The sequence below is a fragment of the Flavobacterium sp. KBS0721 genome (assembly GCF_002007065.3).
Classification (GTDB): Bacteria; Bacteroidota; Bacteroidia; order Flavobacteriales; family Flavobacteriaceae; genus Flavobacterium; species Flavobacterium piscis.
In genome coordinates this window covers 2,770,027-2,784,560 of record NZ_CP042170.1, presented here as the reverse complement: position 1 = coordinate 2,784,560, position 14,534 = coordinate 2,770,027, and the positions used below count along the sequence as shown (strand labels likewise).

Below are 14,534 nucleotides of genomic sequence, written 5' to 3'. Positions count from 1 at the left end.
AAGTTTTTTTACTTTAGAACTTAGCTTCCTGAAACTTAAATTATTTTCTTTTTAAAAGTTGCTAAGACTCTGAAACTCTAAGGTGCTGATGTTTACTAATTAAGTATAAAAAAACTTAGAACCTTAGCATCTTAGTATCTCAGAACCTTATTCAGAAACTTGAAATTTCGTTCTCTTACTTCCTTCGTACATTTCATATTTTACCAAACGTGCTTCAAGACTTGCGTTGAAGAGTTTGATTTTTCTTGAAGGTTTTAATCCCACAAATTTTAATGCTTCAAGATTTGCCGTAATAAACCAGGCATTTGTTCCCGGGTAGCTTTTCTTTAAAGTATCACCAATATTTTTATAGAATTCTTCCATATGAATATCCAGACGCTCATCATAAGGCGGATTAAAAACCATATGCAGCTTTCCTTCAACTTCTTTTTCTGTATCAAAAAAATTATTTTCTTCTATCGAAACGTAATCTTCAAGATTTGCATTTTTGATATTGTCTTTGGCTTTATTTACAGCACTTGGTGCTTTATCAAAACCTTTTATAGTATAATGAAACTCTTTCGTTTTTTTCATTAAACTGTTTATAATCTGTTCGAACAAATCATTATCCCAGTCTTTCCATTTTTCGAAAGCAAATTCCTTACGGTTAATGTTTGCCGGAATATTACAAGCAATCATAGCCGCTTCTGCAAGGAAAGTTCCAGATCCGCACATTGGGTCCAGAAAATGGCTTTGTCCTTCCCAACCTGATAACAACAATATTCCTGCTGCCAAAACCTCGTTGATAGGCGCAATATTCGTAGCCGTTCTGTAACCACGCTGATGCAATGAATTTCCGGAAGTATCTAAAGCCACAGAAACCTGATCTTTATCGATATGCACATTGATTCGTAAGTCAGGAAAAGCTTTATCAATACTTGGGCGTTGTCCCGTTCTTTCTCTAAACTGATCTACAATGGCATCCTTACATTTTTGAGAAACAAACTCAGAGTGATTAAAATAAGTCGAATGCACCGTTGCGTCAATCACAAAAGTTTGGTTGGCATTTAATAATTTAGACCAGTTTACACCAGAAATTCCTTTATATAATGCCTGCTCGTTATTGGCTCTAAACGAGTAAATAGGTTTTAAAACTTTAAGAGCAGTTCTAAGTGATAAATTGGCTTTGTACATAAAGCCCTTATCGCCTTTAAAGCTTACCATTCTCACTCCTTTTTCGACATCCTGAGCACCAAGATCACGCAATTCTTTTTCTAATATTTCTTCGAAACCAAAAAAACATTTGGCAATCATTCTAAAATTTTCTTCCATCTTTATTTTTGTATTAAAAAAAACTCCGATCGCAAATCCATATCTGATTATTCAGGTATCGTCACGAAATAGTTATTTTTCGGCAAAAATACACTAAATTTGCGGGACTTTGAATTAATTGAAATAGAATAAATGTCTGAAGCACCAAACTCATCAACACCAAATCAGGACCGTAACACCGAAAACTGGTTTACCTCATGGTTTGATACTCCATATTACCACATACTATATAAAGATAGAAACTATCGCGAGGCGCAAATTTTTATGGATAATCTAACACATTATCTCAACCTGCCTGAAAAAGCAAAAGTTTTGGATTTAGCTTGCGGAAAAGGACGTCATTCGATTTATTTAAATCAATTAGGATTTAATGTTCTTGGTGCCGATTTGTCTGAAAACAGCATTGCTGAAGCAAGCAAAAACAGCAACGAAACCCTGCATTTCAAAGTACACGACATGCGTGAACCCTTTGAAGAAAAGTTCGATGCTATATTTAATTTATTTACAAGTTTTGGCTACTTCGAAAGTGACGATGATAATCTAACTACTCTAAAAGCCATCAAAGAAAGCCTCTCTGAATATGGTTTTGCCGTAATTGATTTTATGAATGTGGCCAACGTAATCGAAACTCTGGTTCCCGAAGAAGTAAAAACAGTTGACGGAATCGATTTTAAAATAAAAAGATACGTTCAGGACGGGCACATTTTTAAAGAAATAGATTTTGAAGATCAGGGACGTCCCTATCATTTTACCGAAAAAGTAAAAGCTTTAACCCTTAAAGACTTTCAGGAATTAATGGATGAAGCCGGAATTTTTCTTTTGGATATTTTTGGTGATTACAAACTCAAAAAGTTTCACAAAACCGAAAGCGAACGATTAATCATGATTTTTAAATAGGTTTAATTGTTTAACTGTTAATTTGTTTAATCGTTAGAAAAACAAAACAATTATTCGATTAACCGATTAAACAAATCAACGATTACACCAAAACGAAATGAATTATCTATTACCCTTATTTTCTGTACTTTTAGGTTATATAGTGGCTTTGTTTTTAAAACCAAAAAGCAAAACCAATCTAAAACTATTGCTTGCTTTTAGCGGTTCATTTTTATTATCGTTAACCGTAATGCATTTGCTGCCGGACGTTTACAAAACACACAATCATAATATTGGTATTTTTATTATGGTCGGAATCTTGTTTCAGATCATATTAGAATTTTTCTCAAAAGGAGCTGAACACGGGCACGTTCACGGGCATGCACAAATGTCTCAGATTCCGTGGCTGCTTTTTATAAGCTTGTGTATTCATGCATTTTTAGAAGGTTTTCCTGTAAGTCACCACCATGATTTAGCACTCGGCATCGCCATTCACCACCTGCCTATTGCCGTAATCTTGACCACATTTTTCGTCAATGCAAACCTAAACAAAAAAGCCATTTTTGCCTTCATGCTTACTTTTGCAATCATGACACCACTTGGTACAATTGCATCCGATTTTTTACCTTTTTTAAACGATTATTATACCGAAATCACTGCCGTTGTCATCGGAATTTTGTTTCATATCTCATCAACCATTATTTTCGAAAGCAGCGAAGGACACAAATTCAACGTAGCTAAAGTTTCTATGATTGTTCTCGGTATTTTATTGGCATTCTTTTTATAATTAGAACATGACCACATCCCAATATTATTAAATTAAGAAAAAAAGCTACAAAATTACTTCACAGTTTAATCAGGAAAGTAATTAGAAAAATCGTTTTATCAACGTTTTCACTTTAGCGAATCAGTAAAATAAGCGTCTAATTTTGACGCGTATAAAATAGATTTACTCGTCAAAAACGCGGATAAGAAGGATTTGATTTTCGATAATTTTATTTTCTAAAAGCTTAATTTAATAACATTGGCTCGTATCCTAACGCAACAAAAACTTTTTTTTTATTAGAAATAGTTATCAGTTCCAAAGCATAATTCTGAAAAAAAACTGTAGCATATTCTTATTCTTTTAAAATTTCAATCTTTTAATTTTCTAATTGACAAATTATCTCATTTTCTAATTATTCAATTACTTTCTTCGTTCTCTTTTAATACCTAACAAACTCAATATTTTAGCTACTGTAACAAAGTTTCAGGAAATCAGTCCTTATAGATGAAATTTATAAGGAAAAAGATTTATAAAGTGTTATTACTTTATCTTCTAAATTTCGAGATTGCAATAAAAAAGATTAATTTTGACCCGACCAATTATACTAAAAATGACGTTTACAAAAATTACAGAACAAGCATCAAAATACGAGCATTTAGAAAAAATGTCGGTTCATGAATTGCTTACCAATATCAATCAGGAAGACAAAACTGTTCCCTATGCTGTTGAAAAAGCAATTCCTCAAATTGAAGCTCTAGTAGAACAAATTGTCGCTAAATTAAAGCTAGGTGGACGTTTGTTTTATATTGGAGCCGGGACATCCGGTCGATTAGGCGTTGTTGATGCCTCAGAATGTCCTCCTACTTTTGGTGTTCCTTTTGATTTAGTAAACGGGATAATTGCCGGTGGTGACAAAGCCATTCGTCGTGCTGTAGAAAATGCCGAAGACAATGCAACACAAGCCTGGATCGATCTTGAGAACAATAATATTGGTGCAAACGACGTGGTAATTGGTATTGCAGCATCTGGAACGACTCCGTATGTAATTGGTGGATTAGAAACTTGCAATCAAAAAAATATTCTTACGGGCTGCATTACAAACAATGCCGGAAGTCCATTAGCATTAACAGCGCAATTTCCTATTGAAGTAGTTGTAGGTCCTGAATTTGTTACCGGAAGTTCCAGAATGAAAGCAGGAACAGCACAAAAATTAGTTTTGAATATGATTTCGACTGCTGCCATGATTCAACTTGGAAAAGTAAAAGGTAACAAAATGGTCGATATGCAATTGAGTAATATCAAGTTAGTAGATCGCGGCGTAAAAATGATCATGGGTGAAATTCAAATTTCATATGAAGAAGCCTCTCAATTATTAAAAAAATATGGCAGTGTACGAAATGCTGTCGATAATTATAATTTGCAAAAAGAGTTTTGATTTAACTGCAAAGAACGCAAAGCTTGCAAACTATCAGGATGAAACTCTCGCAGTCAAACTATGTCAAAGTTTTAAACTTTGACATATTTCCAACAAACTTGAAACTAAAAAAACTTGAAACCTGAAACTTTCTAAAACCTGAAACAAAAAAAACATGGCAACAAATAAAGAATTACTGGGAAAAGGAATTAAATATATGTCAGGTTCGTTACCTCTATTGTTTATTGGCCCTTCGCTGATTTATAATGCTTTTATGAACCAACATACTAATTGGCATTATCTTGTTTTAGGAATTGGAATTGTGGCTTGTTTAAGCGCCATGTTCCTGATTTTTTACGGATTGAAAATTATTATGAAAGGTATATTTAATGACTAAATTAGTCTCTTATAAAGCCTTTTCTTTTAATTAAATTATTACCCTTTATTCACTACACAAATGGAAAGTCTAATTCACATTCAGAAAACCTTCGAGAAAGTTGTCTATATTGACAAAAAAATAAACAATCGGGAGTTTGAAGATTGTGTGTTTAAAAACTGTGATTTTTCTAATAGCAATTTTGCCTACAATACTTTTTTAGACTGCGAATTTATCGACTGCAATTTGTCGATGACAAGTTTATTTGGGACGAATTTAAAAAATGTAACTTTCAGGAATTGCAAGCTACTAGGAATCGCTTTTAACGAATGTGATGATTTTTTATTTCAGGTTTACTTTGAAGAAAGTACTTTAGATTACGCCATCTTTTCGAACAAAAAAATGCCTAAAACCAAGTTTATAAATTGTTCAGTTCGCGAGGTAACTTTTATAGGAACCAACTTAACAAGTTCGGTTTTTGATAATTGCAATTTAGAAGGAGCCATTTTTAATGATACCCAATTGGCAGCAGTTAATTTTAAAACGGCTTACAATTACAAAATCGACCCGGAATTTAACCCAATGAGAAAAGCCCAGTTTTCTAATGACGGAATTGTGGGACTTTTAGATAAATACGATACTAAAATTGTATAAAAAATATGCCACGAATCTCGCAAATTTACACTAATTTATAAGTCTGAGAAAAAATAATTCGTGCTAATTCGTGCAATTCATAGCAAGAAAAATAATCATGGAAGTAACTGAATCTTATTTAGAAAGCGTTAAAAAACAATTTTTATATTATAAAATGTTGGGCGAAAAAGCGATAAATCAATTAGAACCTCATCAGCTTTTTGTTGCCTTAAACGAAGACACCAATAGCATTGCAACTATAATCAAGCATATTTCCGGTAACATGCTGTCGCGCTGGACAGATTTTCTAACAACAGATGGCGAAAAAGAATGGCGTAACCGCGATGCTGAATTCGAAAATGATCTTCAATCTAAAGAAGAAGTTCTTCGCGTTTGGAAAAAAGGCTGGGATTGTTTTCTAAATACTTTAAACAATTTAAAACCAGAACAACTTTCGGATATTATTTATATCCGCAATGAAGGCCACACTGTTATTGAGGCTATTAATCGTCAATTGGCGCATTATCCTTATCACGTTGGGCAAATCGTTTTTTATGCCAAACAACTAAAAAATAGCGAATGGGACAGTTTATCTATCCCGAAAAATAAATCTGGAAATTATAATGCGGAAAAGTTTGCCAAGGAAAAAGAAATCAAGAACTTTACCGATGATGAATTAGAAAGATTGAAATGATCGAATATCATGCTCAGTTAGGAGGATTTTTGTACTGGATTTTAATTAAATTCGGCAGAACCAAATTATCTGATGAACAAGCTGATAAAAACAGAAGGCGAAATTTATTTTTTCTCTGGTTTATAAATATCATTTTTGTACTAATTGTAACAGTATTTCTAATTTACCCGATATATTCCTAGCCCTGATTGCAATGGAAATCCTTTTTATTTTTTTCTTTAAAAAATAAAAAGATAAAATAAAAGCAGTCCCGATAGCTATCGGAATCCAAAAAAAAAAATTATTTAAAATGAAAAAAATAGTATTCTTACTTCCGTTACTTGCCTTAGTATCTTGTTATGATGCCGAACACAACTGTAAAGATTTTAAAAACGGGAAATTCAAATTTGAGTTTGATGTGAATGGCGTAAAAAAAACGACTATTTTTGAGCGTAAAGACGGTATAGAGATCGAAACTTTTGAAGGAAAAACAGATACCTCGACTGTACGCTGGGTAAGCGATTGCGAATATATCTTGCAAAAGAAACACCCGAAAAATATGGCCGAAGAGAAAGCAATCAATATGAAGATTTTAACGACTTCTAAAGATTCTTATACTTTTGAATTTGGATTGGTGGGTTCTGACCAAAAACAACGAGGAACTGTTGTAAAATTAGATTAAATAATTTATAAAACTTTTTTAGAATGGAAGTATTTTTGAATCCCGATGCCTGGATTGCCTTATTGACACTGACTTTTCTTGAAATTGTTTTAGGAATTGATAACATTATTTTTATCTCGATTGTAACTGGCAAATTACCCGAAGAAGATCGAAAAAAAGCAACCCGAATTGGTTTGTTTTTAGCCATGTTTATGCGTATTGCATTGTTGATGGGGATCTCGTATCTGATTGCTATGAAAGCTACTATCTTTAGTATTCACTGGGGTTGGTTCGAAGGCGACTTTACAGGACAGGCCTTGATTCTATTCGTGGGAGGTTTGTTTTTAATTTATAAAAGCACCAAAGAAATTAGCGAAAAAGTAGATCATAAAGGCGATGAAGAAAAGACAATTGGCACAGCAGCAAAAAAATCTTTTTCGAATGTTATTGTACAGATCTTATTAATCGATTTGATTTTTTCTGTCGATTCTATTTTAACTGCTGTTGGTATGACAAATGGTGTAAACGGTGCATTGACCATTATGATTACGGCAGTTGTTATTTCGGTTTTAGTTATGATGCTGTTTGCTGTTCCTGTTGGGAATTTCGTTAATAAAAATCCTTCTATTCAAATATTAGGACTTTCGTTTTTAATACTAATTGGTTTTATGCTAATTACCGAAAGTATGCATTTATCGAATGCTGCGCTTGCCGGCGAACACATTGGTGCAGTTCCTAAAGGATATTTGTATTTTGCCATTTCGTTTTCACTGGCAGTTGAGTTTATAAATATGAAAGTCAGGAAGAAACAATCATAAATCATAATTTAAAGTTCCATTCTATCATGGAACTTTTTTTATAGCAGCATTTCTTAGAAAAACAGTAACTCACTTGTGGCATCTTTTAAAATACAAAGAATAAACAAAACTTCGTGCCTTTGTGACTTAGTCGCAAAAACAAAAAAGTATTAACGTGTTTCTTTTACATTTCTATTTTTAATCTTACATTAGAACCTAAATCTTACGCATGAAAAATACGATTTCGCATAGAGTTGCCGACTTTTTAAAGGGCTTTCCTCCTTTTAGCTTTTTGCATCAAAAGGATTTAGAAAAACTATCTGAACAAATTTCTATAGTTTATAAAGATAAAGATGCTGTAATTTTCGCCGAAAACGAAAAAACTCACGATTCATTTTATGTCGTGCATAAAGGTGCTGTTGCGCTTAAAAAAAACCAGAAAAATGCAGTTTTAGACATGTGCGACGAAGGTGACATTTTTGGCTTACGCCCTCTTTTAGCACAGGAAAATTACATTATGGAAGCCGTTGCCTATGAGGAAACAATCCTGTATGCGATCCCCATTGCAGTTTTTAAACCTTATGCACTTGAAAACAGAACTGTTGGTAATTTTTTGATCGAAAGTTACGCATCGAACACTCGAAATCCTTATTCAGATATTCATAAAGATAAATTGTATGGAGATGATTTGGTTCATGAAAATCATCATGCCGAAAGAGATTCTTTTGATTTACAGCCAATAAAATATTCTAAGAAAATTGTCACCTGCGGGCCATCAACTACTGCAAGGGATATTGCAAAAATCATGACCAAGAAAAAAGTTGGAGCAATATTGATTGTAGACGAAATGTTACCAATTGGAATTATAACGGATAAAGATTTACGGAATAAAATTGTTACTGGCGATTATTCGATCCTGACAACTGCCGAAACCATTATGACCAAACCTGTTATTACGTATCCGAAGAAGATGACGGTTACCGAAGCGCAAATGGCGATGATGAAAAGTAATATTAGCTACTTATGCCTGACTAAAGACGGAACAACAAATACCAAAGCAGTTGGAATTTTATCGAAGCATGATGTCATGGTGGCGTTAGGAAATAACCCTGCCGTCTTAATCAAAGCTCTTAAAAGAGCTAAAAAAGCAAAGGAAATTAAACCTATTCGGGCACGAATCATGCAATTGCTTCAGGGATATTTAGACCAGAACATTCCTATGACTTTGATTTCTAAAATCATAACAGAGCTGAATGAAGCCTGTACAACGCGTGTGATCGAAATTTCATTAGAAAAAATGAGCAGTCCACCTCCGGTAAAATTTGCTTGGCTGGCTTTAGGAAGTCAGGGACGAAGCGAACAAATGCTGCATACAGATCAGGATAATGCGATTGTGTATGAAAATGTGTCTGACGTTTTTAAAGAGGAAACCCGAGTATATTTCTTAAAATTTGCAGCTCTTGTCAATAAGGGCCTTTTTGAAATTGGTTATGATTATTGTCCTGCCGAAATGATGGCCTCGAACCCTAAATGGTGCATGAGTCTAGAGGAATGGAAAAATCAGGTACATCATTGGATTACAAATCCTGGAAAAAATGAAGTTTTACTCTCGTTTATCTTTTTCGATTACAGTTTGACATATGGAGATGCAGCGATTGTGGATGAATTATCAGAATCTATTTTTGAAAACGTAAAAGCAAATCCTATTTTTTATGTTCATTTAGTAAGCGGTGCATTGCAAAGCCCATCACCAACAGGCTTTTTCAGACAATTTTTGGTAGAACAAGACGGAGCGAATAAAGATCATTTCGACATAAAAAGAAGGGCTTTAATGCCTTTGACTGATGCCGCAAGAGTTTTGATTTTATCGCATTCGGTAAAATCAATCAGCAATACAGCCGAACGTTTTGAAAAACTGGCTGAATTAGAACCTAATAACAGAGAATTGTATTTATCGTGTTCCTACTCGTTTAAGGCCTTATTGAAATTCAGAACCAAACAAGGACTTTTGCACCATGACTCAGGACAATTTATTGCATTGGAATCGTTATCAAAAATGGAAAAAATTAAGCTGAAAAGAACTTTTAAAACTATTAAGGAACTTCAGGAATTAATCTCGATACGTTTTAATGTTTCAAATTTGGTATAATTATGAGTTTATTTGATTTTTGGAAAAAAGAAGAAGATCTCTTTGATGAAAGTGTTTCGATTGAAGAAACGCGTTTTGTCGTTTTAGATACTGAAACCACAGGTTTTGATTACGATAATGACCGTATATTATGTATTGGAGCATTGATTCTTCAAAACGGAACAATTGCTATTCAGGATAGTTTTGAGGTTTATATTGAACAGGATCATTACGATAAATCGACTGCTCAGATCCATGGCATATTAAAAGCTTTCGTGATCCAGCGCCCTACTGAATTAGAAGCTTTGCAACAGTTTCTCGCTTTTTTAGGAGATGCTATTATTATTGCACATCATACTGTGTTTGATGTTACCATGATTAATAAAGCTCTCGAACGAAATGGATTACCTCAATTAAATAATAAACATTTAGATACCGCTATTTTGTATAAAAAAACGCTGATCAAGTCTCATTTGTTTGAGCGAAAAGATCACTATACGTTAGACGATCTGGCAGACAAATTTGATATCTCTAAAAAAGACCGCCACACCGCTTTGGGCGACGCGTATATTACTGCAATTGCTTTTTTGAAAATTGTAAAAAAACTAAAAGAAAAAAAACATATTAATTTGAATGCTTTGTTTAAATAAATTAAAAAACCTGACTTTTTACGATCAGGTTTTTAATAAATTACTCTTCTATAAACAGTCGATATGGAAATACGTTTGATGATCTGTTTTTAAGCTGTTTCATAAAGCTATCGCACAAATACTCCCACTCTATGGCGCGCCTCCTGGATATGTTGGTTATGAAGAAGGTGGGTTATTAGTAAACAAAATCAGGCAAAAACCTTACTCTATTGTATTATTTGATGAAATCGAAAAAGCTCACACTTCTGTTTATGATGTTTTTCTTCAAATTATGGATGAAGGGAAATTACATGATCGATTAGGAAAAGAAGGTGATTTCTCGAATGCTATTATCTTATTTACTTCAAACATTGGTGCGGATCATATTGTGGAAACCTTTAATAGTGGAAAAATTCCAACTTCAACTTCTTTAATGGAAATTATGGGTAATTATTTTAGACCTGAATTTTTAGGAAGGTTAACCGAAATAGTACCTTTTGCACCTATCAGTAAAGAAAATGCTCTAAAAATATTTGAAATCCATCTCAAGAAAGAGTTTATGGATTTGTTAAAAAATATCAATATTAAAGTTGAAATTCCGATAGAAGCGAAACTTTATCTTGCAGAAAATGGCTACAATGCCAAATACGGAGCAAGACCTATAAAAAGTATTATAAGAAGTCACTTAAGAAGACCTTTGGCTAAGAAAATAATCTCAGGAGAAGTTAAAGATGGCGACACCATGACTGTTGTTATTGAGAATAACGAGATAAAATGGATTAAAGAAGAAATCGTAAATATTCTAGAAAATTAATTGACAGAATGTATTATAAAAAAAACGCTAAGAATCAATTTCTTAGCGTTTTCTGTTTTATATTAATCTAAAACCAAACCAATCTGGCCGTCATCATCTAATTCAGTTTCAACTGAATCACCTTCTGATAATTCCGGTTTTTCAGGAACTTCTTCAATTGGCTCTTCATAAGGTAATGGATCCAGCAAATTGACTTGTTTTAACTTATCTGTTGTCAATTGATTTCCTAAAGCTTTAAAGCCTTTTACAGCAATAAAATCTTCAACGTCAATATGTAAATCTTCTTTCTGAACTCCTTTTACTTTTGCAAAAATTAATTGTGCTACAGGACGATAATCTGTTGATACAATTTCTAATTGCGAATTTGGATGATCTGTAATAAAACTTTCTTCTTTTCCTTCATTTTCTACAAGGAAACGTTTCAGATAATAGCGTTCTTTTTCTCCATCGTAATAAATAGCCGAAATTGGTTTTTTAGGATTAAATTTTTCCAACACAATCATATCTTCTTCAAAATGGGTTGACAGTTCCGGAATAATAACTTTTAATTTACCTGTCTGACTAATTACTAAGATTTTATCACTTGGTTTAAACTCGCCTAACAATTCACCTCTGGCATCAACATTTAAACGTTTAACGGTATCATCAAACCAAACTTTTCTTGGCAATAAAGTCGAAATTCCTTTCTCTTTTAGCTCAATTTTCTTGATTGGATATTTCGTTACCAAATTTCCTTTTGAAGCCCTGCCCTTAATGGCAAGCTTAGCAAAATCAATATCGAATTTCAGTTTTTTGATTGTTCCCACCTGACGCAATAAAATTGTTACGACCTCAGCCTCTCCATTCGGATTATGTGAAAAATAAACAACCTGAGAACCATTCGTGCCATTTGTTAAATCGTAAGCTTTATCTCTCGTTACACCCGAAACATTGAAACGTTTTATATACGAAGGACCAGATTTACCATCACGATACATCATATTATAAATGGTACGTTTATCACTTTTATCAAAAACAGCAATATGAATAATATCTTTTCCGATAAAAGTTTTGGCATCCACTTTTGTTACCATCAATGTTCCGTCTCTTAAAAACACAATAACATCGTCAATATCGGAACAATCACCTACATATTCGTCTTTTTTAAGGCTAGTTCCAACGAAACCTTCTTCGCGGTTTACATATAGTTTTGTATTACGTAAAACTACTTTTGTAGCCTCGACATTATCAAAAACACGAAGTTCTGTCTGGCGTTCGCGGCCTTTTCCGTATTTCTCTTTTAATTTAGTAAAATATGCAATCGCAAAATCGGTTAGATTTTCCAAATGATGCTGTACTTCTTTCATTTCATCTTCCAACTTAGCGATGAAATCATCGGCTTTATCAGAGTCAAAACGAGTAATACGAATCATCGGAATCTGAGTCAATCTTTGCAAATCGTCATCGGTAATTTCTCTAACGAATGATTTTTTGAAAGGCTCAAAACGATCGTATAAATATTTATAAAGCGATTCTCTATCTGAATACAATTTGAAATCGATGTACATTTCTTCACGAATGAAGATTTTTTCTAAAGTAGAAAAATGCCATTTATTTTTTAATTCTTCTAACTGAATTTCCAATTCTTGCTTCAGCAAATCAACTGTTCTGTGGGTCGAAATTTTCAACATTTTAGAAACACCAATAAACAATGGCTTGTTGTCTTCGATGACACAACCTAAAGGCGCTACAGACGTTTCGCAAGCTGTAAAAGCAAACAAAGCATCAATCGTTTTATCTGGAGAAACTCCAGGAAATAGATGAATTAAAATCTCAACATCTGCCGCAGTATTGTCTTCAATTTTCTTGATTTTGATTTTGCCTTTATCATTGGCTTTCAAAATACTATCAATCAAAGTCGTTGTATTGGTCGAAAACGGAATCTGCGTAATCACCAATGTATTTTTATCTAATTGGGCAATTTTAGCACGCACACGTACACGACCGCCACGAAGTCCGTCATTATAATTTGACACATCGGCAATACCTTGTGTCATGAAATCAGGATACAATGTAAAAGGTTTTCCTTTTAAAATTTTAACAGAAGCATCAATTAATTCATTGAAGTTATGCGGTAAAACTTTAGTCGAAAGACCAACCGCAATTCCCTCTGCACCTTGTGCCAAAAGTAACGGAAACTTTACCGGAAGATTGTTAGGTTCTGCACGACGACCATCGTACGAAACTCCCCAATCGGTAATTTTTGGAGAATACAAAACCTCTAAAGCAAATTTAGATAAACGTGCCTCAATGTAACGAGAAGCTGCAGCTCCGTCACCCGTTAATATATTTCCCCAGTTTCCCTGGCAATCAATTAATAAATCTTTTTGACCAATTTGCACCATGGCATCACCAATACTCGCATCTCCGTGTGGGTGATACTGCATGGTGTGACCTACAACATTGGCAACTTTATTATAGCGACCGTCATCCAACTCTTTAAGCGAATGCATAATACGACGCTGAACCGGTTTAAAACCATCTTCAATTGCCGGAACTGCACGTTCAAGAATTACATAAGAAGCGTAATCCAAAAACCAGTCTTTGTACATTCCGGTTACTTTCGTAATAACGTCTTCTCCTTCTTCTTCCTGATTTTCGTAAAAATGCTGCCCTTCAAAATTCTTAGCATTTACACTGATAATTTCTTCAGAATCATCTCCATCCTGATTATCATCAAGCTGGTTTTCTTCAGAATTATTCTCGTCGTCGTTTGGAATGATGTTATCGTCTTCTTCGTCTTTCATTTTTATGCTGAATTATTCTCAGTATTTTTTATGTATAACTTTATATCAGTTAATTATTTTCTTTTTTGCTTTTAAGCTATCTAAAAATAATCTTTCTTTTTCTTCTAATTTTTCGGTATCAACAAAATATTTGACTCCTTGCTTTTTCAAAAAAAGTTTTAAATCATCTTTGCAATAATCCCAGTTTTCGCTCAAATTATTTGAACTATTTGAGGTTCCACATGTAAAACAAATTTCGATATGTGCAATGATTTTATTTTTATCATTATAAAAAAGTATCAAATTTCGAGGCATGTAACATGCAGAATAAGGAGCAACATCACCTTCAATCTTACAATGATTTTTTATCAAATCAAATAATTCTTTGATTTGTACTTTCTTCAATAATGTAATTTTTTCATTAATCATTGAAGTATCAAAATCAACTTTATTGTTCCTGATAATTTCTTCTCTATGTCTAATTGTGTCCCAAGACAATCTATCTGGATAAGAATATATTTCAACCTTTCTAATTTGCTCTAGCTCGAAATCAATATTATTCGAATAATCAATTGGTCTTTCACCTTCAACATTTTCATCATAACCTTTACTCTTATTGCAAGAAATCGAAACTAACATTATAATCAAAAATACTATTTTCTTCATTAATTAATTTATATCCTTTTTAGCA

General features: G+C 33.3%; 13 protein-coding genes and 1 pseudogene. 11 read left to right on the top strand and 3 right to left on the bottom strand.

The features are described from left to right. Positions 1-147: 147 nt before the first annotated feature. The gene (locus tag B0M43_RS12220; protein ID WP_065447870.1) at positions 148-1,311 is read right to left on the bottom strand and encodes a class I SAM-dependent RNA methyltransferase; all 1,164 of its coding nucleotides are present in this window, start codon (positions 1,309-1,311) and stop codon (positions 148-150) included. Between the two features lie 132 nt (positions 1,312-1,443). Here B0M43_RS12220 and B0M43_RS12215 point away from each other — a divergent pair, with 132 nt between their 5' ends. The 11 genes and pseudogenes from B0M43_RS12215 to B0M43_RS12165 all read left to right on the top strand — a co-directional run. Further along, positions 1,444-2,208 carry a bifunctional 2-polyprenyl-6-hydroxyphenol methylase/3-demethylubiquinol 3-O-methyltransferase UbiG gene (locus B0M43_RS12215; protein WP_065447869.1) on the top strand — a complete coding sequence of 255 codons (765 nt, stop codon included), beginning with the start codon at positions 1,444-1,446 and terminating at the stop codon, positions 2,206-2,208. A 97-nt stretch (positions 2,209-2,305) separates the two neighbouring features. Beyond that, on the top strand, positions 2,306-2,974 hold the full coding sequence (locus B0M43_RS12210) for a ZIP family metal transporter (RefSeq protein ID WP_078008149.1): 669 nt from the start codon (positions 2,306-2,308) through the stop codon (positions 2,972-2,974). A gap of 589 nt (positions 2,975-3,563) precedes the next feature. Continuing rightward, positions 3,564-4,388, top strand: a complete 825-nt coding sequence (gene murQ / locus B0M43_RS12205; RefSeq protein ID WP_065447867.1) for an N-acetylmuramic acid 6-phosphate etherase — start codon at positions 3,564-3,566, stop codon at positions 4,386-4,388. 154 nt (positions 4,389-4,542) lie between these two features. Continuing rightward, the gene (locus B0M43_RS12200) at positions 4,543-4,764 is read left to right on the top strand and encodes a DUF6095 family protein (protein ID WP_065447866.1); all 222 of its coding nucleotides are present in this window, start codon (positions 4,543-4,545) and stop codon (positions 4,762-4,764) included. 60 nt (positions 4,765-4,824) lie between these two features. Further along, positions 4,825-5,397 carry a pentapeptide repeat-containing protein gene (locus B0M43_RS12195; RefSeq protein WP_078008150.1) on the top strand — a complete coding sequence of 191 codons (573 nt, stop codon included), beginning with the start codon at positions 4,825-4,827 and terminating at the stop codon, positions 5,395-5,397. A 97-nt stretch (positions 5,398-5,494) separates the two neighbouring features. After that, positions 5,495-6,070 (top strand): DUF1572 family protein, encoded by a 576-nt coding sequence (locus tag B0M43_RS12190; RefSeq protein ID WP_078008151.1) that lies wholly within the window; start codon positions 5,495-5,497, stop codon positions 6,068-6,070. A 289-nt stretch (positions 6,071-6,359) separates the two neighbouring features. Next, the gene (locus B0M43_RS12185) at positions 6,360-6,731 is read left to right on the top strand and encodes a DNA topoisomerase IV (protein ID WP_078008153.1); all 372 of its coding nucleotides are present in this window, start codon (positions 6,360-6,362) and stop codon (positions 6,729-6,731) included. A gap of 23 nt (positions 6,732-6,754) precedes the next feature. Next, positions 6,755-7,528, top strand: coding sequence for a TerC family protein (locus B0M43_RS12180; protein ID WP_065447862.1), 774 nt, complete (start codon positions 6,755-6,757; stop codon positions 7,526-7,528). Between the two features lie 208 nt (positions 7,529-7,736). Then, on the top strand, positions 7,737-9,656 hold the full coding sequence (locus B0M43_RS12175) for a DUF294 nucleotidyltransferase-like domain-containing protein (protein WP_078008154.1): 1,920 nt from the start codon (positions 7,737-7,739) through the stop codon (positions 9,654-9,656). A 2-nt stretch (positions 9,657-9,658) separates the two neighbouring features. Then, on the top strand, positions 9,659-10,285 hold the full coding sequence (locus B0M43_RS12170) for a PolC-type DNA polymerase III (protein WP_078008155.1): 627 nt from the start codon (positions 9,659-9,661) through the stop codon (positions 10,283-10,285). A gap of 82 nt (positions 10,286-10,367) precedes the next feature. Beyond that, a pseudogene (locus tag B0M43_RS12165) lies at positions 10,368-11,078 on the top strand (AAA family ATPase); the annotation flags it as partial. A gap of 62 nt (positions 11,079-11,140) precedes the next feature. Here the strand turns inward: B0M43_RS12165 and B0M43_RS12160 are convergent. Together B0M43_RS12160 and B0M43_RS12155 are read right to left on the bottom strand one after the other, a co-directional pair. Next, positions 11,141-13,864 (bottom strand): DNA gyrase/topoisomerase IV subunit A, encoded by a 2,724-nt coding sequence (locus tag B0M43_RS12160; protein WP_078008156.1) that lies wholly within the window; start codon positions 13,862-13,864, stop codon positions 11,141-11,143. 45 nt (positions 13,865-13,909) lie between these two features. Beyond that, positions 13,910-14,509: a hypothetical protein gene (locus B0M43_RS12155; RefSeq protein ID WP_123921835.1), complete on the bottom strand. Its 600-nt coding sequence runs from the start codon at positions 14,507-14,509 to the stop codon at positions 13,910-13,912. Positions 14,510-14,534 lie beyond the last annotated feature (25 nt).